General features: G+C 59.8%; 16 protein-coding genes and 1 tRNA gene. 7 read left to right on the top strand and 10 right to left on the bottom strand.

The window, feature by feature from the left end:
- Positions 1-77: 77 nt before the first annotated feature.
- Both DTI93_RS04765 and DTI93_RS04760 read left to right on the top strand, forming a co-directional pair.
- Positions 78-153: transfer RNA gene (locus tag DTI93_RS04765), tRNA-Phe, on the top strand.
- A gap of 164 nt (positions 154-317) precedes the next feature.
- A complete protein-coding gene (locus DTI93_RS04760) occupies positions 318-1,178 on the top strand; it encodes an aldo/keto reductase (protein ID WP_249079812.1) in 861 nt (286 codons plus the stop codon).
- A gap of 57 nt (positions 1,179-1,235) precedes the next feature.
- On the opposite strand, the gene DTI93_RS04755 is transcribed toward DTI93_RS04760, so the two are convergent.
- A complete protein-coding gene (locus DTI93_RS04755; protein WP_249079810.1) occupies positions 1,236-3,134 on the bottom strand; it encodes a glycoside hydrolase family 32 protein in 1,899 nt (632 codons plus the stop codon).
- 243 nt (positions 3,135-3,377) lie between these two features.
- Here DTI93_RS04755 and DTI93_RS04750 point away from each other — a divergent pair, with 243 nt between their 5' ends.
- Positions 3,378-4,358, top strand: coding sequence for a bile acid:sodium symporter family protein (locus DTI93_RS04750; RefSeq protein ID WP_043559087.1), 981 nt, complete (start codon positions 3,378-3,380; stop codon positions 4,356-4,358).
- Positions 4,359-4,444: 86 nt separating this feature from the next.
- The gene (locus tag DTI93_RS04745) at positions 4,445-4,942 is read left to right on the top strand and encodes a DUF892 family protein (RefSeq protein WP_143539845.1); all 498 of its coding nucleotides are present in this window, start codon (positions 4,445-4,447) and stop codon (positions 4,940-4,942) included.
- 71 nt (positions 4,943-5,013) lie between these two features.
- Here the strand turns inward: DTI93_RS04745 and htpG are convergent, their stop codons facing one another.
- The 6 genes from htpG to DTI93_RS04715 all read right to left on the bottom strand — a co-directional run bounded on the left by htpG (position 5,014) and on the right by DTI93_RS04715 (position 13,102).
- Positions 5,014-6,888 (bottom strand): molecular chaperone HtpG, encoded by a 1,875-nt coding sequence (gene htpG / locus DTI93_RS04740; protein WP_081562425.1) that lies wholly within the window; start codon positions 6,886-6,888, stop codon positions 5,014-5,016.
- A 173-nt stretch (positions 6,889-7,061) separates the two neighbouring features.
- Positions 7,062-7,859 (bottom strand): SDR family NAD(P)-dependent oxidoreductase, encoded by a 798-nt coding sequence (locus DTI93_RS04735; RefSeq protein WP_043559094.1) that lies wholly within the window; start codon positions 7,857-7,859, stop codon positions 7,062-7,064.
- A 112-nt stretch (positions 7,860-7,971) separates the two neighbouring features.
- A complete protein-coding gene (locus tag DTI93_RS04730) occupies positions 7,972-9,717 on the bottom strand; it encodes a Hint domain-containing protein (RefSeq protein ID WP_249079809.1) in 1,746 nt (581 codons plus the stop codon).
- A gap of 281 nt (positions 9,718-9,998) precedes the next feature.
- Entirely contained in the window at positions 9,999-10,778 is a 780-nt protein-coding gene (locus tag DTI93_RS04725) for a copper resistance protein B (protein ID WP_408734682.1), read from the bottom strand.
- Between the two features lie 161 nt (positions 10,779-10,939).
- Complete coding sequence (locus DTI93_RS04720; protein WP_249079807.1) at positions 10,940-12,652, bottom strand: copper resistance system multicopper oxidase; 1,713 nt, start codon at positions 12,650-12,652, stop codon at positions 10,940-10,942.
- Positions 12,653-12,715: 63 nt separating this feature from the next.
- Positions 12,716-13,102 (bottom strand): hypothetical protein, encoded by a 387-nt coding sequence (locus tag DTI93_RS04715; RefSeq protein ID WP_152332651.1) that lies wholly within the window; start codon positions 13,100-13,102, stop codon positions 12,716-12,718.
- Between the two features lie 126 nt (positions 13,103-13,228).
- Between DTI93_RS04715 and DTI93_RS04710 the strand changes: the two genes are divergently transcribed.
- The gene (locus DTI93_RS04710; protein WP_249079806.1) at positions 13,229-13,438 is read left to right on the top strand and encodes a heavy-metal-associated domain-containing protein; all 210 of its coding nucleotides are present in this window, start codon (positions 13,229-13,231) and stop codon (positions 13,436-13,438) included.
- Positions 13,439-13,524: 86 nt separating this feature from the next.
- On the opposite strand, the gene DTI93_RS04705 is transcribed toward DTI93_RS04710, so the two are convergent.
- Entirely contained in the window at positions 13,525-13,944 is a 420-nt protein-coding gene (locus DTI93_RS04705) for a hypothetical protein (protein ID WP_043559103.1), read from the bottom strand.
- A gap of 230 nt (positions 13,945-14,174) precedes the next feature.
- On the opposite strand from DTI93_RS04705, the gene DTI93_RS04700 reads away from it, so the two are divergent.
- Entirely contained in the window at positions 14,175-14,585 is a 411-nt protein-coding gene (locus DTI93_RS04700; RefSeq protein WP_193699497.1) for a hypothetical protein, read from the top strand.
- A 343-nt stretch (positions 14,586-14,928) separates the two neighbouring features.
- On the opposite strand, the gene DTI93_RS09540 is transcribed toward DTI93_RS04700, so the two are convergent.
- Together DTI93_RS09540 and DTI93_RS04690 are read right to left on the bottom strand one after the other, a co-directional pair.
- Complete coding sequence (locus DTI93_RS09540; protein WP_103765666.1) at positions 14,929-17,118, bottom strand: peptidase domain-containing ABC transporter; 2,190 nt, start codon at positions 17,116-17,118, stop codon at positions 14,929-14,931.
- Positions 17,115-18,515, bottom strand: coding sequence for an HlyD family efflux transporter periplasmic adaptor subunit (locus DTI93_RS04690; RefSeq protein WP_081562429.1), 1,401 nt, complete (start codon positions 18,513-18,515; stop codon positions 17,115-17,117). Before DTI93_RS04690 ends, DTI93_RS09540 begins: the two co-directional genes overlap by 4 nt.
- A 214-nt stretch (positions 18,516-18,729) precedes the next feature.
- Between DTI93_RS04690 and DTI93_RS04685 the strand changes: the two genes are divergently transcribed.
- A complete protein-coding gene (locus tag DTI93_RS04685; RefSeq protein ID WP_043559475.1) occupies positions 18,730-20,073 on the top strand; it encodes a TolC family outer membrane protein in 1,344 nt (447 codons plus the stop codon).
- Positions 20,074-20,131 lie beyond the last annotated feature (58 nt).

Raw genomic sequence — 20,131 nt, 5'->3', positions numbered from 1 at the left:
CAAAGAGGGTTGATAACCCGCCCTGCATAGGGTAAACCCCTCTCCATAGCCGGGTGGCTCTGCTGCCATGGCCCGGTGCCCAAGTAGCTCAGTTGGTAGAGCATGCGACTGAAAATCGCAGTGTCGGTGGTTCGATCCCGCCCTTGGGCACCATTTTTATTTCCCTGAAAAACTGGCTGACGTCCGCCACAAAGCGCCTCTTCTCCCATGGCGTGGCAGAACCTCCGTGCGAAATGCCTTTTCCTCCGTCCGGCACAGGCTTACCCTGTGCACACGGGGGCGAGTCCGCTCGTCCGTGCCCAAGGGAAGGATATCATATGACCACGACTCCCTATCCTACTGTCACACTCAGAAACGGCATCACGCTTCCAGCGCTCGGCATGGGCTCATGGCGTATGGGCGATGATGCAGCCCTGCGGGCTCACGAAGTCCACAGCCTGCAGAGCGGGCTGGATTCTGGCCTCAGAATCATCGATACGGCAGAAATGTACGGCCATGGCCGCTCAGAAGAGGTGGTCGGCGAAGCCCTGCGGGGGCGAAGGGATCAGGCATTTCTCATCAGCAAGGTCCTGCCGGGCAATGCCACCTCCAGAGGAACGATAGAAGCCTGCGAACGCTCGCTGAGACATCTCAACACGGACCATCTGGACCTTTATCTCCTGCACTGGCCCGGTTCCACTCCCTTCACTGAAACACTCTACGCCTTTGAAACACTGAAGGAACGGGGGCTGATCCGGGACTGGGGGGTTTCCAATTTCGATACGGCCGACATGAACGATCTGGCTGAGCTGGGAGCCTATCCTCTCGTCAACCAGATTCTCTACAGCTTGGAATATCGTGGCACGGAGTATGACCTGCTGCCACGGGACGAACAGGCGCACATCACCAGCATGGCCTATTGCCCGATCGGCCAAGGGGGCGAGCTGCTGCATCACCCTGCCCTGCGGGCCATTGCCCACCAGCATGAAACCAGCCTCGGCCGCGCCACACCGGCGCAGATCGCCCTGGCATGGGTGCTGCGTCGCAGGAACATGATCGCCATTCCCAAAGCCGGCACGCCCCATCATCAGGCCCTCAATATCGCCGCTCAGGAAATCCGGCTCTCCCATGACGATCTGGCGGCCCTTGATGCAGCCTTCCCGCCACCTGATGGCAAGGAAACGCTGGCTGTCATCTGACAGAAACGGCGCCCCTCCCACCTTCGGGGCAGAGAGGGGCGCCAGAACAAAGGGCCGTTACCCCTGTTCCATGCGGTCCATCGTCTGCCGCAGGGGATACAGAGCCATCTGATGAATGACGGCTGCCGCATTGGTGACCTGGAAACTCAGCGTCTCCAGAGGGTTGGCCGGATAGATCAAGGCCGTGCCGACGGACATGCCCTCATTGGCGAAGACCTCCAGCGTACAGGCATCCAGCACGATCCGCAGGTTGAAACGGCGGCTGCCCGGGACAAGGGCAGAAGAGAAGGTGCCCGTGAAGAAGGGATGGGTAAAGCCATGCAGGTTGCTCCTGTCCAGCCAGAGCTGGCAGGAGAAACCATCAAAACCGATGCTCAGGCTCTCTCCCTGATGGTTGGAGAAGGCCACGACAAAACGTCCGGCACGCCCATGGTCTCCATCTGGCAGGGTACTGCCCCGGTCTTCCAGAGAGACATCCAGCAGCAGCTCCACGGCCTCGCCGGTAGGCAGAGACACCTGCCGACTGCTCTGGGGCTCCAGACGGGACAGGGTGAATGGGATGGCAGGACGCCGCAGGGCCTCCAGAGCATAAGGAGTCTGGGCGATACGCAGCCAGCCTGACGTGTCACGCCGCAGCACAACCCTGCGAGGAATGGTCATGACGCCACGCCAGCTTTTGTTGGGCAGCTCCTCACAATATTGCCAGTTGTCCAGCCAGGCGACATAGACCGTCTGGTTGCCCGGCATGTTCTCGTAAGTCTGGAGGGCGTAGCTGTCCTTGCCGAAATCTGTCAGATCCACGATCGTATCATCCGGCGTGAAGCGCTCACCATCGAACTGGCCGACAAAATACTGCGTGATGCTGCCCCCCTGCGGTCCACCGGGATTGATGGACACGAACAGGACCCAGCGTTTTTCACCGGGCGTCTCACCTTCCACCTCTACCTCGGCCAGCCCCGGACATTCATAATCCACGCCAGTAATGCCAGATGGGCCAAAATCGCTCAGATGCATCCAATGTTTCAGGTCGAATGACCCATAAAAGGACACCTTGTGCTCCCGGGAGCGCACCACGACCATGACCCATTTTTCAGTCGGAGCATGCCAGAACACCTTGGGGTCACGGAAGGAATTGTGCCCGATATCCAGCACCGGGTTCCCTTCATAATCCTTCAGCGTCTGCCCTCCGTCAGGGCTCCAGGCGATATACTGTGTCTGCCGCTGCGGCGTTGCCCGTGTATAGATGGCGACCAGGCCGCCCGCCATTGGCGGCAGGGCCGGAGACATGGGGACGGGTGACTGCTCGCGGGAGACAGGATCATCCCCCAGCTCCTTCAGCAGGCTGGGGGAGGAATTCGACCCTTTCAGAAGATCGTGCGACTGCCTGTCCACAAGGCGCCGTGCCTGCTCATCCTCCGGCAATGACGGAAAAAGCTGGGCGGCCTTCTGGGCAGCTGTCTCGACCGACCCCGGCTGAGGCTTGTCCTGCGTGCGGGGCGGAAATAGACCAGAACGGTTGTCCCTGTCCAGCACGGCACAGCCGCTGTAGGCCTCTCCGGCTTCCGTCTCCCGAATCGCAATCGGCAGATCCTGCCATGTATAGAGGTCCGTGCTGACGGCATGGCCCCAGTGCACATGGCCTGCATAAGGCCCAAATGGATTGTACTGGTAATAGAGATGGTAATAGCGTCCATCAAAGATCAGCCCGTTCGGATCATTCATGAACCCGGTGGAGGGTGAAAAATGGATGCGGGGGCGGTACTGCTTGTCGGCCAGTGTCTCATGCACGGGCTGCGGAGCCGCCGCCGCCGCATTGCCCGGCTCGGCATGGGCATTGTTGGGCTGTGCCGGTGCGGCGCTGCCTCCACCCCCAACGGCTGCACGGGCTCTGCCATTGCCCAGAAGGGCACCTGCCGCCAGAAATGATCCCAGAACCATACGTCGATTGACGGTCATCCTCTGACCCCCCTCTCTACGATCTGATGGAGATGGCCCTGTCCGAAGGCCTGCCGGGAAAATGCCTCTTTCCAGCCCTCTCTGGCAAGCCATTCCTTGACCGTGACACGGAACGGACATCTTTCCCTGGTGCCACGCATTGGCAGCCCGGACCTTCTGTTTTACCGTCCCCCTGTACCAGCAGCCCCATACAGGGCACGCTTTCGCCACCATGATGCCACAGCCTTGCAGGGACACCGCCCAATGAAACGCCTTGATCCTTTCCTGATGTGCCTGATCGGCGCTGTTCTGCTGGCCTCCTTCCTGCCCTGCCCTGTTGTGTGGCAGCCTTGGCTCTCCCGCCTGACATCACTGCTCATCATGCTGATGTTCTTCTTCCAGGGGGCCAAGCTGAAACGCCGTGCATTGCTCGACAGCGTGAAAAACTGGCGGTTGCAGGGCTGCACGCTGCTCATCACCTTTGCCGTGTTCCCCCTGCTCGGGGCAGGCATGTACTGGCTTGCCTACCGGCTGTCCTCCACCGGTTTTCTGGGGCCGGACCTCTGGGCCGGGATGCTGTTCCTCTGCTGCCTGCCCTCCACCATACAGTCCTCCATTGCCCTGACCTCCATGGCCCGGGGCAACGTCCCGGCCGCCATCTGTGCGGCCACGGTCTCGAACATTCTGGGCATCCTCATCACCCCCCTGCTCTGTGGCCTTTTCTTTGATCACGGCAGCAGTGGCGGGTCCGGTCTTCAGACCATCCTGAACGTGGCAGAAGAACTGCTCCTGCCCTTCATTCTGGGCCAGTGCGTGCAACGCTGGCTGGGGCCGGTTGTCCACCGCCACAAGTTTCTCATCTCATGCAGTGACCGTGGCTCAATCATCGTGCTGGTCTATTCCGCCTTCAGTGCAGCGGTGCTTCAGGGGCTGTGGCATCGCATTCCGCTCATCCTGCTGGCCGGTGTCGGGGTGGCGGATGCCCTGCTGCTCGCCCTGGCCCTCGGGCTCACCTATCTGCTGGGCCGGATGATGGGCCAGAGCATCGAGGATGACATCACGTTACAGTTCTGCGGCTCCAAGAAGGCCCTGACATCCGGCGTGACCATGGCCAGCGTCATCTTTCCCGGTTCGGCCGGAATCATCGTCCTGCCGCTGATGATCTTCCACCAGCTCCAGCTCTTTGTCTGCACCGTCATTGCCCGCCATTATGCGCAACGCCCCCAGCAGCCGCACGAAACCTGACCAGCTCCACTGGAACGGGCTTGCCTTCCGCCGAAGGACAGGGCACCCATGAAGGTTCCCTTCCCCTTTTCGTCATGGAGACAGACGTGCCACGTCATCCTGCCGAACAGCCCTCCATACGCCGTACTTACCGTGACCGCCTCCATGCCCATCTGGTCCTGACGGGCACGTTGCGGGAGAGCCTGCTGGAGCTGCTCAGCCGTCCGGCCGCTCCCCCCCCTCTCCAGCACTGGATCACCACCATCCTGGACCAGAACCGGGAGCAGGAACGGCAGGTCGCCCACCTCCTCCGCACGCATGGGGAAAAACCCCGCAACGACTCCGACACGCTCTCTGGCCTGCTGGACACGGTGGTGACCTGCTTTCCCTCGGGGGATGTTCCCGTCCATCTTCTGGGCGTGATGCTGGACATTGCGGGCTGCATCGCCCGGCTGCGTACCTCCCTTGCCCTGCTCCTGCTGCTGGCAGAAAAACTCTCCCTGACAGAGGATGCCGCCATCCTCACGGAGCTGCGCCAGAACAGCCGGAATGCGTCCCGCAGCCTCAAGGAAGTCCTGCCTGCGCTGCTGACGGACGAAGACTGAGGCTCAACAGAAAAGGGGCTGCACGACCCGGTGTGCAGCCCCTTCCTTTTCATCAGACGATCTGCCTGAGATTACTTTTCGACAGTCCCGGCAAGCAGGCCTGCGAGCGTGCGGGCAAAGCCGCTGGGGTCGGGCAGGGCCTCGCCTTCCTGAACACGGGCGAGGTCCAGAAGGATGCGGGCATGTTCTGCGACGCTCTCGCCCTTCTCCACACGTTCGGCCAGCGCACGGATGAGCGGATGGCGGGGGTTGATCTCCAGCACCGGCGGCAGGGCAGGCATCTCCTGACCGGAACGGCGCATGAGACGCTGCATGGCCAGGTCCGGCCCCCCCTCGCTCGTCATCACCACGGCACTGCCTGTCAGACGCACGGTGCTGCGGACATCCTTCACCGCTTCGCCAAGAGCGTCCTTCAGGGCGGGGGTCAGCTTCTCGACATTGGCTGCTTCGCCCTGCTCCTCGGCTTCCGGTGCGAACTTCTCGAGATCACCATGCGCCTGGGCCACGGAACGGAAGGTCTTGTCCTTGTAGGAATGGAGACGGTCCGGCCAGAAGCTGTCCACGGCATCAGACAGCAGCAGGACTTCCAGCCCACGGGCACGGAACCCTTCCAGCTGGGCGGAGGCCCTGAGGGCCTTCAGATTGTCCCCGACCAGATAATAGATGGTCTCCTGCTCCGGCTTCATGCGGCTGATATAGTCGTCCAGCGTCGTCAGCTCATCATCATGTGTGGAGTGGAAGCGGGAAAACTCGGCGATTTCCTGCCGGTGTTCGGAATCCTCCCACAGCCCTTCCTTGATGACGAGGCCGAAATTGTTCCAGAAACCGGTGAAGGACTCGCCACCTTCCTGCGCCCGTTTCTTGATCTCGCTGATGACACGCTTGGTCACGGCCTTGCGGATGCGGGCCAGAACCGGAGTGGACTGGAGCATCTCGCGGGAGACGTTCAGCGGCAGGTCATCCGTATCGACCACACCCTGCACGAAACGCAGCCAGTTCGGCACCAGACTGGCTTCATCCGTGATGAACATGCGCTTCACATGCAGGTGCAGGCGGCTCTCACGGCTGCTCTGCTCCATGAAGTCGAACGGACGGGCACCGGGGAGGAACAGCAGGGAGGCGAACTCGACCGTGCCTTCGGCCTTCCAGTGCAGCGTGGCGTACGGCTCATCAAACGCACGGGCCACATGGCGGTAGAACTCGGTGTATTCCTCGGACGTGATCTCGGATTTCGGACGAAGCCAGAGAGCCTTGCCCTCATTGATGGTCTCTTCCTTCTCCTTGCCATCCTCGTCCGGCTCGTGCAGAATGACTGGCCAGGCGATGTGATCGGCCCATTTGCGGATGATGCTACGCAGACGCCACGGATCAATGAATTCCTCAGCATCATCCTTCATGTGCAGGACGATGTCCGTGCCCGGGCGGTCACGCTCGGCAGGGCCAAGGCTGTAGGAGCCCTTGCCTTCGGACACCCAGCGGGCGGCCACATCCTCACCGGCACGGCGGGAGACGACATCCACCTTGTCCGCCACCATGAAGGCGGAATAGAAACCCACACCGAACTGACCGATCAGGTTCGGACGCTCCTCCGGCTTGGCATTGCTCAGCTTCTCACCAAACGCCTTGGTGCCGGAACGGGCAATGGTGCCAAGATTCTGGGTCAGCTCTTCCGGGCTCATCCCCAGTCCGTCATCGGACAGCGTGATGGTCTTTGCGTCCTTGTCGGTGGAAATATGAATGGACGGGACTTCCGGCAGGGACAGGGCCGGGTTGGTCAGGGCCTCGAACCGCCGCTTGTCCATGGCATCAGCCGCATTGGCGACCAGCTCACGCAGAAAGATTTCCCGATCGGAATAAAGGGAATGGACAACCAGATCGAGCAGCTGCCCGACCTCGGCACTGAAACTGTGCTGCTGCATCTCCGCTGCGTTTTTGCCATCACTCATGATGCGTTGCTCTCCTCCAAAATGGCAGGCTCCGTATGTGCTCCATCTTCGGCGGCCAGCCTGCCCCGCCGCTGAAAGATGGAGCAGATATGGGAGAGGCCTCCCCGGCTTTCAAGCATCCCCGCACCGGGGGAGACCTCAAGCTCCAGCATCATGATGACGGGATGTATGGCCTAGACGAGACCGAGCGATGTGCCTTCATCAACCACGATGGCCGAGCCGTGCAGGGCCACCGCCCCCGGGCTGGCAAGGAACTGCACCACGGCAGCGATGTCCTCCGGCGAGGAGAAGGTCCGCTTGCTGGGATTGGCCTCCGCCACGGCCCTGAGGGCATCCGCCTGTGAGGGATCGTTGATCAGTGCATCATGCATGGAGGTCTTCACGCGGCCCGGTTCCACGGCATTGATGTTGATGCCCAGCGGGCCGAGCTCGAGGGCCAGACTGCGGACCAGAGCCGTGGCCGCCGCCTTGCTGGCGGCATAGCCCGCATAGCCGGCAAAACTGTAAAATCCGCAGATGGACGAAATGGCCACGACCTTCCCGCCCGGCACGTCACCCTCTTTCCGCCGGATGAAAGGCAGGGCGGCCTGCACGATGTGCCACATGCCATTGACGTTGATGCGCATCACCCTGTCGAACGCATCGGGTGTTTCATCCGTGATGGGCGTGTTGAAGAAAACACCTGCGGAATGGACCAGCACGTCCAGCAGGCCCACCCTGTCGCTGATGGTCTTCAGCAGGGCCTTCACGGCATCAAAATCCGTGATGTTCACCCCATGAGCACAGACCTGCACGTCGTGCCCGGCCTCACGCCCGGCAGCCTGCACCGCCTGCACGGCCTTGGTATAGTCACGCTCCGGGCTGCTGCCCAGCAGGATGAGGCTGTCCCCCGCCCGGGCGAACGTCTCCGCAATTGCCAGCCCGATACCGGACGTTCCCCCGGTTACCAGTACGGTTCTGCCCTGTGCCATGATCCAGCTCCTCCCCTATATCTCATCACGCATGGCCCTGAATGGCCATCGCACCCAGATAATGGGCAGGTCGGCATGGCTTGTCCACCATGCCGCCCCGGAGCCGGTCCTGTCAGAACATCCCTCCCTCCAGACGGATTCCTTCGGTCGGACGGGCTTTGGCAAGATACGGCCCTCCTGCCAGGACCTCGACCGACACGAACAGCGGCTGTTTCCTGCCCGGATGCACCGGCAGCACGAGGCGGGCCGCCCCGTTTGTCCAGCGGCAGGGGGCAGCCTCCTGTACATCCCAGCCATCCTGCCGGGGTGCGGAGAGGAATTCCGTCACATTTTTCCGTTCTCCATCCTCCCAGAAGAGCTGTATCTGGCTGACAAGCACCCCGAGCCAGCGTCTGTCATCCACAAACGGACCGATGACATCACAGGGGCGACTGACACGGGAGACAAGCAATATCTCGTTGCATCCTTCGGAAAGGCGGAACAGGTAACGCTGCCCCGCCTGCCGCACCAGCGGCAGGGTCTGACCGGAAGGAGTCAGGGCGATCAGATCCGGCCCATCCACCAGCTCGCCCGGCTTCTCCATCCGGCCTCCAGACCGCCGCCGGATCGCCTCATGCAGGGGCTCCACAAATGTCCGGCTGACCCCCAGCGGAGCGGCGGCATCCGTCTCCCAACAGCCCCGGGCCCCTTCCGCCCACTGCCCCGCCTGGGAGACAAATCCCTGCCGGTTGCCCGTATCCAGGTAACTTTCTGTCAGGGCTCCATCCGCCTCGACAATGGCGTGCGGCTCTACGGCGAAATGCCAGTACTCGTACTCCTCAAGACTCCGGTCATAGACAATGGAACTGCCGTTGACCAACATGCGGACCGGCACGAAGTGCCCTTCCAGCAGGAGGCAGTGCTCCGACGTCACCAGCATGTCCTTGTGGGGGATATTGGCCCCCAGGGCGCCACGACGGATGCGCACTGGCCAGCCAGCTTCATCATCTGGCAGAGCTGGCTGAACAGTCACACGGCCCTGGCCTACCCACTTTACCCGCCTGAAGCCCTGCGGCTGGCCATCCGGTGCAAAAACGGCCACGGCATCCCCCACCGTCAGCACCTCCACGGGCACGTCACCCGTCTCGGTCCGGATCAGGCTGCCAGCCAGATAGCAGGTGATGACACCATTCCTGCCATCATCATGACCGTTGTTGCGGCTGAACGTATAGCCATACCCCGTGAGCCCACCCAAAAAATCCGTCTGCGGTTTGCCATTGACCCTCAGATTGAACGGGTCCCCTTCCAGCGTGGTCGTCCGTCCAACGTTGATGAGGCCCAGTGCGCTCACGCCATCACCAATCACGGTCTGGTTCGTCGAAGGCTTATAGACAGCTCCCACCGACTGGGTGTTGGGGAAATCCATGACAAAATTGGGCGGAATTCTGGTTGTGGGATTGCCCTGCGCATCCACGAATTTCACGGGGAAATCGACACTCACGCCAAAGCCCTGTGGCTCTATCCGCAGCTCGCCAGCATTGGGGCCTACCGTGATGGTCGAGCCCAGCGAAGCACTGAGCAGGGTGGACTGGATAACCAGCCGCCCCCCATTCAGGGTCAGCCCGTTCACCACCCCGACATTGACCAGGCCACCCCCGACATAGGCCGTGGCCCCGCCCTGGACGGTAATGGTACAGTCTCCCCGCAACTGACCCAGGATCGACGACAGATCAACCTTCACCGGGTCATTGGGCGGTGTTTGATCTGTTCGGGTTACGACAATGGAAGAAATGGCCCCCAAGCCCACCAGGCTGGAAAGAGACCCGCTGCTGTAAACGGTAGCCGTTCCGGCTGACACCCTGACCAACGCTGTTGCCATAAGATAACCTGACCTTCATCATGTTCGACGACAGGGCCGCCTTAAGGCAACAGGGGTTAAAAAAAGATTACAGGCAAGCTCCTGTTGATCAAATAATGTTGAAATAAACCATTTCCGCTCTCATATTATCGGAATATTTACAGCAACCTTTTCCTGAAACACCCCAGAAAGAACTTAATCTGGGAAAGAATCAGTCACAGTAACCTGTTTTTCTTTAAAAAAGGGGAGGGAACAGCCCGCCGGCCAAGCCAGAGCCGGCAGGGCAGGCTGTTACCATTATTTCAGAACCAGCTCCTGATTCCGAACGTGAAACGGGCCTCACTTGCCCGCTCGCCTCGCTTCCGGGCCATGTGGCGTCCCTGGGTGAGGGGGGAATCATATGTGACAGCCACATAGGGAGCCATCTTGCGCCAGACCTCATACCGCAGGCGCAACCCGGTATCGATGTCCGACAGGCCTGATCCGACCTGTCGCCGGGGATCAGCCCGGCTATACAGATTCAGCTCCACCTGTGGCTGGAGAATCAGCCTGTTGGTCAGCAGGATGTCGTAAGACCCTTCAAACCGTCCCGCCACGCCACGGTCACTGAAATAACCGGTCGCCTGCACCTCAAACTGGTACAGGGCCAGTCCCTCCACACCAACCGCTCCCCAGGCACGGGTCGGACCACTGTCCAGGTCCAGCCGGAGGCCCCCCTGAAGGTTGAAATAGGTGGATATGGCCCGGCTGTAGAGCAGTTCCTGGTCTCCGTCACGGACCCTGCCTTTCGTCATGGTGCCTTCACTCTTCAGCCAGAGGCGGTTGTAGTCGCCACCATACCAGGCCTCCCCATCCCAACGGAGTGAAGACCGGCCACCCGCCTGGTAGCGCCCCTCAAACTCATCCAGCACACCATGGAACCAGCGGCCCATGTCCATGGCCTGCATATGATGGCCAATATCCACGACAGGGCCGGGGGCATCAACAGCCCTGTAAACGACATGCGGTGTTTTCTTCCGCACCTGGTGAGGCGCTGGCGGGGCTTTCTGCACAGCCGGAGGCGCCGTGGTCGGCATCTCCATGTCTGCCATGTCCGACATATCCATATCATCCATGGCCATTCCGGACATGTCATGAGCCATCGTCTGGCCCGGTCGGGCCGATCCAGCCATGTCATCCATGGCCTGGGCTGGCAGGGCCAGAAAGCAGGCGACAAGCCCCAGGGGCAGCATGTCTTTTCCCATCATGAGATGACCACCTCCCGGAACATGCCTGTCTGCATGTGATACATGAGATGGCAGTGATAAGCCCACACGCCCGGCGCATCCGCCGTGACCAGAACACTCATCCGGGACCCCGGCTGTGAAATGACGGTATGTTTCAGGGGACGGTGCTGGTCATCCGCCCCATTTTCCAGCTCACTCCACAGGCCATGAAGGTGAAGGGGATGTTCCATCATCGTGTCATTGATGACCGTGAACCGGACCCGCTCACCACGGGCCAGATGGATCGGCCCGGATTCGGAATATTTCCGGCCATTGAACCCCCATATGTACCGTTCCATGTTGCCTGTGAGGTGCAGGATGATTTCTCGTGAAGGCGGTCGCTGGTCTGGCGGCGGACGCAACGCCACCAGATCACTGTAGGCCAGAACCCGGCGGCCCGTTCCCTCCAGCCCATCTCCCGGACTGCCGACACGCTCCACCGGATGGGTGGCGATGTTCTGGTTTTCCACATTCAGGGGGGGCGGGCCGGGATCATCAATTTCATCCGCCGGAGTCCGCTCCACGGGAGGGGACATGGGCATGCCCCCCATCGCCTTCATGCCCTTCATCATGGGCATGGCCATGCCCATGTCCACCATCCCCCGCACGGGCCGGGGGTCCATGGGAGGGACAGGCCCCAACAGGCCAGGGCGAGGTGTCAGCGTGCCACGGGCATGGCCGGTGCGGTCCTCGCTCTGGGCAAAGATCGTGTAAGGCTGTGCCTGCAACGGCGTCACCATCACGACATATGTTTCCCCTGGAGCAATGCGGAACTCATCCACCGGCACGGGCACGACAGGATTCCCGTCCGCCTCCACAACCTGCATCTCCAGCCCCGGGATGCGGACATCAAACAGCGTCATGGCCGCGGCATTGATGACCCGCAGGCAGACCCGCTCTCCCGGCCGGAACAGGCCGCTCCATCCCTGTGCCGGGGCCTCACCATTCATGAGATAGGTATAGATGACACCGCTGACATCCGAGATGTCCGTTGCACTCATCCTCATGCGGGACCATTGCAGGCGACTCTTCAGAGCGGGTATCAGCCCTCCAGCCCGGCGGCTTTCCTCCGGCAGGGACGCAAGGCTGCGCTGCCGGAAATTGTAGTAATCATCCTGCATCTTGAGATTGTTGATGATCTGGCTGGCAGACACATCCGACCAATCCGACAGCAGGACCGTATGATCCCTGTCCGCCCTCGGCAGCAGCGAAGCAGCGGCTGGCTCGATAATCAGGGCACCATAGAGACCGGACGATTCCTGGTGCCCCATATGGCTGTGATACCAGTATGTCCCACTCTGAAGGACCGGAAAGGAATAGGTGAACCGTCCGCCTGCCGGAATCCCGGCAAAACTCAACCCCGGAACACCATCCTGATCACTTGGCAGGCGAACACCATGCCAGTGCAGGGATGTTGGCTCATCCATGTGATTATGAACGTGGATGCGGACGTCCCGCCCTTCCTGCCAACGCAGAACCGGGCCGGGCATCTGGCCATTGACGCAATATCCTACCCCGGTGCGGCCTGCGATACGGACATTGCGGCGGGTGATGTGCAGGTCCATCTCCAGCGGGGGCACTGCCCCGGCCGTGGCGGCCGCAGCCCGGCCCAGCCCTGGAAGAGCCATGAGCGGACCAGCTGCGCCCAGCCCGCCCAGAAACTGGCGGCGCAGCAAAACATGACGTGACATGACAAACTACCTGAAAAACGTGACACAGAAATGCCGCCCGGAAACAGGCAGCACAGAGACAGGTCAGACAGGCAGGATTGCTGGAGGGCGCCAGGGAAGCACGACAGCAGAACGCAGCAGCAGCCTGACATCGTGAAACGGGACCGCCCTCTGCCAGAGACCGGCCGGTTCCAGCCTCTGCCCCTCCGGCAACAGGCCGGCTTCACAGACAGCATGGTGACTCTGGCAGCAGGGAGCGATATCCTCTTCCGCATCCGGCCGGGAAGAAACAGCCGCCTCCATCACCATGCCCCCTCCCGGCGGAACCATCACGGCATCAGGAGAAGCGATGTCACGGGCAGGCAGAAGCTGATGCGCAGGCGCGGACATCATCATGCCGTCCACCATGGCCATGGGCATGACAAAAGACGGCAGCTGCATCATCAGGTACAGCACCACTCCCATCATCATGCAAAAAAACCGCCCAACAGACATGAAATGCCTTTTCTCGCTCCGGAACGGACACCAGATCAGGAAGGTTCCTCCCCTGTGGGAAGACAGTCCCCTGCCATCCCTTATCATGAAACGGGATTTTTTATGAGCGAAACCCTTGTCCTCCCTCTCACCGGCCTGAAATGTGATGGCTGTGTCCGCTCTCTGACCCGTGCCCTTGAAGCCTCTCCAGCCATCGAGACGGTCACCGTCACGCTCGACCCGCCACAGGCACACATCATTTTCACTGGCCCCGCCCTCTCCAGGGAAGACTGTGCGCTCCTCATCCAGAAGGCCGGTTTCAGGACGGTCTGAAGAAAAAACCACCGGGGTCCATGGCCCCCCGGTGGTTCTTCAATATCCATGTCACCGCCCTGGACAGGCGGTCATGTCATGGCGGATCAGAAAAGTCCGCCGCCCTTGGGCAACAGGCTGCCTGTCAGGAAGGCCTGCACCGCACCGTCGCGGTAGCCCTGCGTCCCGACATAACCACCGGACAGACCCAGCATTGCGCCCGTCAGGCCACCAACCGTCAGTCCCAGGATCACGCCGACAGCCTCGGCGATCACGCCGACACCGATGACACCGCCCGTACCGTTGGCACCACCATTGGCACCACCCGTGAGACCACCAACGGCTGCGCCGACGATACCATCCACGACGCCGCCAACGAGGCTGTCCGCAAAACCAAGCGAAGCGCGCACAGGAAAAAGACCAGTGCTGCTATTGCTGCTGCCTGAAGAAGCCGTCCCGTCGCGGTAGCCGAAAAGACCACCACCAGATACCGCGCCAAGCTCGTTAAAAGAAAGTTCACGCATCATCCAGAACCTTATCGAAATAACCCGCACCCAACAGCAGATGCGAGCGATACTTAAAAGCAATTAAATTATGTTATAATTATGGTCTAACACTGTAATAATTTTTTTTTATACAATTTTACCGCTTTTCATACTATTTTTCTTCTTTATTCACGTTTTTTTCAAAAAAATAGTACAAGAATACTCCCGGTTCATATCACAATGAACCACATTCTTTCTTTTTGAGGTACACAATGCGTGAATTGAGCGTTGCGGAACTGGATTCCGTTTCTGGTGGCGGCTTCCTGGGTAACCTTCTTGGTTTTGGCAACAATCAGGCTGCCAATCAGGCAGCTGGCCGCGGTACATCTTCCGGTCTCGGTGACTCCATCATCGGTGCTATTGCCGGGGCTGCCATTGGCGCAAACAGCGGTATGATCATCGGCGGTATCCATGGTGGTGACGGCGGTGGCGTTCTGGGCATTGGATCTATCGGTCAGGCTGTTGGTCTGGTCATTCCGACGATCATGGGGGCTATCGACGGTGGTATCCTTGGTGCGATCTATGGCTTCAGCAATGGCCAGACATGGATCAACCAGCTTATCCAGGGCACGGCCAATGGTACAATTGGCCAGGGTCCGAATGCAGCAGCAATCCGGATCTGATACCAAGTCTTCATCAATGTATCCTTGAAGTCTGAGGAACACCCGTCAAGCCTCCCGGGCTTGGCGGGTGTTTTTTATGACGCCCGCCACATTATGTCTGCAAAAGTAACTCACACTCCTCTCTCCATATCCAAGGTTCTTATTAGATCGTTCTGATGATCTGCAGACACTCCGGACGCAGATTCCTAAAAGAACGCGGCCATATTTTGCAATTGATCGCACCTCCCCTCACCAAAGACCAAAAACACAAATAACTTTATCCGCAATAATAAAAAGCGCCTGCCGACATGTGATCATGTCCAATCATCCATCCCCCCCCCTCCTGCTTCCCCCGGAACCAGCATCAGTCCGGGCTGGGGCTTGGCAGACCGGTCACGATGGCCGACGTTTCTTTCGCCAGAGTGTCCACGATCTCCTGCGGCAACCCCATGGCAAAAATCCTGTCTGCCCTCTCTGCCGTACCAGGGCGATGCGTCACGATCACCCTCGTGATGGGCAGTTCATTCAGAACCGCTTCCACAGCCTGCTCGGAAGCAGGATCAAGGTTGCTGGTCGCTTCATCAAGGAAAAGGATGCGAGGGGCCTGATACAGCGCCCGGGCCAGAATCAGGCGCTGCCTCTGCCCACCAGAAAGCGTGCTGCCCATCTCGCCCACAATGGTTTCAAAGGTCATCGGCATTCGCTGGATGTCCTCATATATCTGTGCATTCCTTGCACAGTCGGCCACCCATTCCATATCCATCTCATCGTCAAAGCCGGAAATATTTTCCGCAATGCTGCCAGAGAAAAGAATGTCATCCTGAAGAACACCGGCAATCCGGGCGCGGTAAGCGTCCCTGTTGGCGGCCTTCAGCTCCATGCCTTTCCAGAATATCTGGCCCTCTTCCGGCTGGATGAGCCCCATCAGCAACCCCAGAAGGGTGGATTTGCCACAGCCGGACGGACCGATGATCGCCAGGCTCTCTCCGGGATGGACCTTGAGATTCAGGTTGCGGAAAACCCACGCATCTTCCTTGCCATACCGGTAGCCAAGATTGCGACATTCCAGCATGGGAATGTCCGGATTCTCCATGCCGTCATCATCGGAAACACCCGCCGTTTCGCCCAGCGGACTGTCTGCCTCGGTTCCTTCAGCCTCGGCCAGAGCAATGTCGGACAGACGGTCACACTGGACCTTGAGGTTCTTGATCTTGAACACGACGCTGATCAGATTGCCCACCCGGCCACAGAACTGGTCACGATAGCTCATGAAGGCCATGAGCATACCGATGGACATGGCACCGGACATCACCATCCTGGCCCCCAGCACAAGGGTTGCCACCTTGTCCAGAGCGACCAGGAATTCCTGTGCACGGGCAAAAATGAGATCATACCGCTGGATACGCAGCCCGGCATTGATGTTGTCAATCATCCGGTTGGTCCAGACAACCGTCCGGCGCCGCTGCAACCCCATCAGCTTGATGCTGCGGATACCCCGCAGGGTTTCGATGAAATGCCCCTGCTGTGCAGCCGAATGAACCAGCGATTCCTCGGTCATTTCCTTGTACGGACCATACTGGATGAACCGCACGACCAGATCCACCAGCACGGTGATGGTCACCAGCGCTGCCAGCCATTTGCCGTACATGATGATCATCACCAGCATACCGATAGCCATGATGCCATCCAGAATGCTCTGCACCAGATCCGTCGTGAAGGTATGCTGGATGGCCCCGAGACTGCCAAAGCGGGACATGATGTCACCGGCCCCACGCTTGGCAAAAAAGTCCTGCGGAAGGCTGAGCAGGTGGGTGAACAGGCTGACATTCCACTGCAGGGAAATGCGGGTGGAGAAAATCATCACCAGCCATGTGCGGAAGGTAGAGATCACACCCTGCACGATGACGAGAATGAGCATCCCGGCAGCGATGGTCCAGAGAAGGGACTTGTCCCCCGTTGTCAGCACTTCATCAATGACGACCTGCCCCAGCATGGGGTTGATCAGGGCCAGGACTTCCAGCCCCAGGGACAGCCCTCCAAGGGTCCAGAGGACCGTCTTCAGCCCCACGATGTGGCGGAACATGTCCCCCACCTTCAACAGGCGGCGGTCATCCTTCTTCTCGAACTTCGTCTCAGGCGTCAGCTCCAGCGCCACACCCGTAAAGTGGCGGGACACTTCCTCAAGGGATATCTTCCGTTCACCACGGGCCGGGTCATTGATGACGATACCGGTATCCGTCACCTTCGTCATGACAACGAAATGATTGAAGTCCCAGTGCAGAATGCAGGGACGGGCCAGCTTGCCAAGGTCGTCCAGCTCCAGCCGGACAGGCCGGCAGTGCAGCCCGTAACGTCCGGCAATTGTCATCAGGGCCCGCAGGTTGAGCCCCGTACCGGAGACAGACGTCTCCCGCCTGATGGAAACAAGGTCAACCAGCCGCCCATAATGGCACAGCACCATGGCCAGACAGGCCAGTCCGCACTCTGCAATTTCTGTCTGAAGGATGACGGGAACCTTACGCCGGAAACCAGTATGGATAGTATGGAGATTCACGGCGTCCCCTTCGTGTCATTCTGTCTGGATGGAGCAGGTGAGGGCGTATCCGGCTGGGCGGCACTATCGGCCAGGGACCGTGCCGGTGCACCACCACCCGATATGGAGCGGACCGTATCCACCATGGATACGACCGGGTCGAGCAGCCACTGGTAGAGTTTGCGCTGGTCGATGGCGATTTCGGCATCCACGGCCATGCCGGGCTTCAGTTTTTCATGCTTGCCATAAGCAATGACAAATTCCTGGTTCGGACGGACACGGATACGGTACACATCCGCCCCCGGCTGGGGCGCAGAAGCACTGCCACCCTGCTGCCCTGTCCGGGCAGCGTAGTTGCTCCGCTCCGGCAGAGGCGCCTTGGTAACCTCCACCACTTCGCCCTCATAAAGACCAAAACGCTGGTACGGATAGGCAGCATATTTCAGCAGAACATGCTGCCCGGGCCGAACAAACCCTATGGCCTGGCTGTTCACGTAAAGTTCTGCCTGCAGGGTCGCCCTGTCGGGCAGGATGCTCAGCAGGGACTGCCCCGGATTGACACGCTGGCCTACAACCGTGCGGATACCATCAACCGTACCGCTCACACGGGCATTGATGACCCCCATGCTCTGCCCATGCGCCTGGATGAGCTGCCTCTGCACGTCCGAAAGGCGGACAGCGAGATCATTCATGTCCTCGGCCACCTTGTACTGGTGCCGGTTGATCCGGTACTGAAGATCCGCCATATGCCCGTTCATCTCAACCAGCGTCCGCAATGTCTGGGACTGCGTGTCCATGAACTGCACATAGCTGAACAGCTGACTCTGAAACTGCGTTTCCGTCACGAGGTGGCGGTCCATGGCTGTCCGCATCTCATTCATGGCCCGCTCGATCAACGGCAGGGACTTCTTGTCCCGTCCTGACTGCTCCTGCAACATGCCATACTGCTGACGCAGGGACTCCAGCTCATCCTTCAGGGAGGAGAGCTCCACGGGCGCATCAGCAGCGAGCAGATTCTGGCGATGTTCCAGCAGGTCCTTCTGTCGGCGCAGCCCTTCGACAAGCTGTTGCCCGGTGGCCCCATCCTCCGACCAGCTGGAAACATCCACGCTGAAGAGCCGTTCCCCCGCCGCAACATGATCGCCCTCATGAATGTGGATGGCCGCAACGACACCACCCTGATCTGCCTCCGCAACGACCAGCCCCTCTGGTGGCAGCATGACACCATTGGCATGGATGCGCCGCGTATAAGACCCGAAAAAAACGTAAATCCCCACACAGATAACGAGCGCCACCGTACAGAGCGCTGCAATTTTACCCGAGAGAGGCTCGATCAACTGGACGGAGCCGATCCACGCCTCCTGCCGCCATTTCAGGGCCTCCCCCCTGAAAAGCGGGCTTGCTGAGTCTTCCGCCATACACCACACAGTACAGTTAAACAAAACGATAAGGAAATATTAATAATTTTCAGGAATAATACTATAGTGGTCCACAAAACAAGCAAGTCGTTAAATGGCTAATGCTTTGTTAATTTAGGGTTAATGACTTATGTATCTTTTCTTTTGCTTGCCAGAGAAAAGACACGCCTTTCGTCTGATAGCGTCCATCGGGCTCTTTTCGCCGCTTCCTGCCATGGCGGCAGACCCGGACCCTGCTCCTGCGCCCGTCACGCATCTCTCCCTGCCGGAAGCCATGGCCATTGCCTATCGCTCCAACCCGCAGATACTCCGTGAGCAGGCCATATTGCGGCAGACTGATGAATCCATGCCGGAGGCCCTGTCCGGATGGCGGCCCACCGTGAGCGGAAGTGCGACCGCCAACTACAACGAGTCCAACTACGTCACCTTCCCGTATGGCGGGAGCTTCCGGTACAATCAGAAATTCAGGGCCCCCGGCTATGCAGCGGGCGTGACCATCACCGAGCCCATCTTCCGCGGAGGCAAGACATGGGCTTCCATGCACAAGGCCCGCAGCTCCATCCTCGGGGAACGGGCACACCTTGTGGACATCGAGCAGCAGCTCTTCGTCAATGTTGTTTCCGCCTATGTTGCCGTCACACAGGCCCGGGCCCTGCTGACCCTGACACGGGAAAATGAACACACGCTGGAAGGGCAGGTCCAGCTGACCACACGGCAGCTTGCCCTGAACCAGGCCACCCGCACCGATGCCCTCCAGGCGGAATCACAGTTTGAGGCAGCACAGGCCTCCACCCGTCAGGCCGAGGGACAGGTCCGCGTGGCAGAGGCAACGTTCCAGCGTGTCATAGGTATCATTCCGCCAGAGAAACTGTCTCCAGCGGAGCGGCTTCCGTCCCCTTTCGTTTCGGAGGCGCAAATAAACCAGCTGGCCATCAATGACCTTCCCCAGGTCATGCAGGCCCAGTACCAGCTGGAATCAGCAAAACATGATGTCCGGCTGGCCATCGCCGACCTGCTGCCCCAGATATCCGCCCAGGCCTCCTACCAGAGGCAGGTGAACCAGGGGAACGGCAAATTCTCGGAAGACGCCACAGCCGTGATGCTTCAGGCCTCTCTTCCGCTCTATCAGGGCGGTGCGGAATATGCCCGCATCCGTGCCGCCAAGCAGGCCGTTGATGCAGCTCTCCACAATCTGGCCGAACAGCGGCGTGAGGCCCGCGAGAATGCCATGAGCGCCTGGCAGAAACTAACAGCCGACAGCGACCAGCTCGCCCGCAACCAGAAAGCCGTCGCCACCGGTGTGGAGGCCCTCCATGCCATCCAGCAGCAGGAACTGCTGGGCGTACGGACCACCTTTGAAGTTCTCCAGCAGCAGGAACTGCTCTTCGACCAGCAGAAAACCCTCGTCCAGAATGCAGCCAACCTGATTGAGGATTCCTACCATCTGGCCGCTGCGACAGGTCATCTGACAGCCAAAGAGCTCAACCTGCACGTCTCCCTGTATGACCCGCGCGCCCATTACCATCAGGTGAAATGGAAACTCATCGGAATGGAGTAAGTCTCCTCCCCCAGACATGGCAGACACGCTGCTTTCCTTTCATTCTGCACTGGCCCTG

The organism is Parasaccharibacter sp. TMW 2.1884 (assembly GCF_023337695.1).
In the GTDB taxonomy this organism is placed as follows: domain Bacteria; phylum Pseudomonadota; class Alphaproteobacteria; order Acetobacterales; family Acetobacteraceae; genus Bombella; species Bombella apis.
This window is presented reverse-complemented; position numbering and strand designations above follow the sequence as displayed.

Coding starts and splice junctions, on each gene's coding strand:
- DTI93_RS04715 (WP_152332651.1), bottom strand. CDS start 13,102: ATGATGATGGGAGTGGTGCTGTACCTGATGATGCAGCTGCCGTCTTTT.
- htpG (WP_081562425.1), bottom strand. CDS start 6,888: ATGAGTGATGGCAAAAACGCAGCGGAGATGCAGCAGCACAGTTTCAGT.
- DTI93_RS04690 (WP_081562429.1), bottom strand. CDS start 18,515: ATGGCGGAAGACTCAGCAAGCCCGCTTTTCAGGGGGGAGGCCCTGAAA.
- DTI93_RS04750 (WP_043559087.1), top strand. CDS start 3,378: ATGAAACGCCTTGATCCTTTCCTGATGTGCCTGATCGGCGCTGTTCTG.
- DTI93_RS04700 (WP_193699497.1), top strand. CDS start 14,175: ATGCGTGAATTGAGCGTTGCGGAACTGGATTCCGTTTCTGGTGGCGGC.
- DTI93_RS04730 (WP_249079809.1), bottom strand. CDS start 9,717: ATGGCAACAGCGTTGGTCAGGGTGTCAGCCGGAACGGCTACCGTTTAC.
- DTI93_RS04710 (WP_249079806.1), top strand. CDS start 13,229: ATGAGCGAAACCCTTGTCCTCCCTCTCACCGGCCTGAAATGTGATGGC.
- DTI93_RS04760 (WP_249079812.1), top strand. CDS start 318: ATGACCACGACTCCCTATCCTACTGTCACACTCAGAAACGGCATCACG.
- DTI93_RS04735 (WP_043559094.1), bottom strand. CDS start 7,859: ATGGCACAGGGCAGAACCGTACTGGTAACCGGGGGAACGTCCGGTATC.
- DTI93_RS04685 (WP_043559475.1), top strand. CDS start 18,730: ATGGCGGCAGACCCGGACCCTGCTCCTGCGCCCGTCACGCATCTCTCC.
- DTI93_RS04720 (WP_249079807.1), bottom strand. CDS start 12,652: ATGTCACGTCATGTTTTGCTGCGCCGCCAGTTTCTGGGCGGGCTGGGC.
- DTI93_RS04705 (WP_043559103.1), bottom strand. CDS start 13,944: ATGATGCGTGAACTTTCTTTTAACGAGCTTGGCGCGGTATCTGGTGGT.
- DTI93_RS04755 (WP_249079810.1), bottom strand. CDS start 3,134: ATGACCGTCAATCGACGTATGGTTCTGGGATCATTTCTGGCGGCAGGT.
- DTI93_RS04725 (WP_408734682.1), bottom strand. CDS start 10,778: ATGGAGATGCCGACCACGGCGCCTCCGGCTGTGCAGAAAGCCCCGCCA.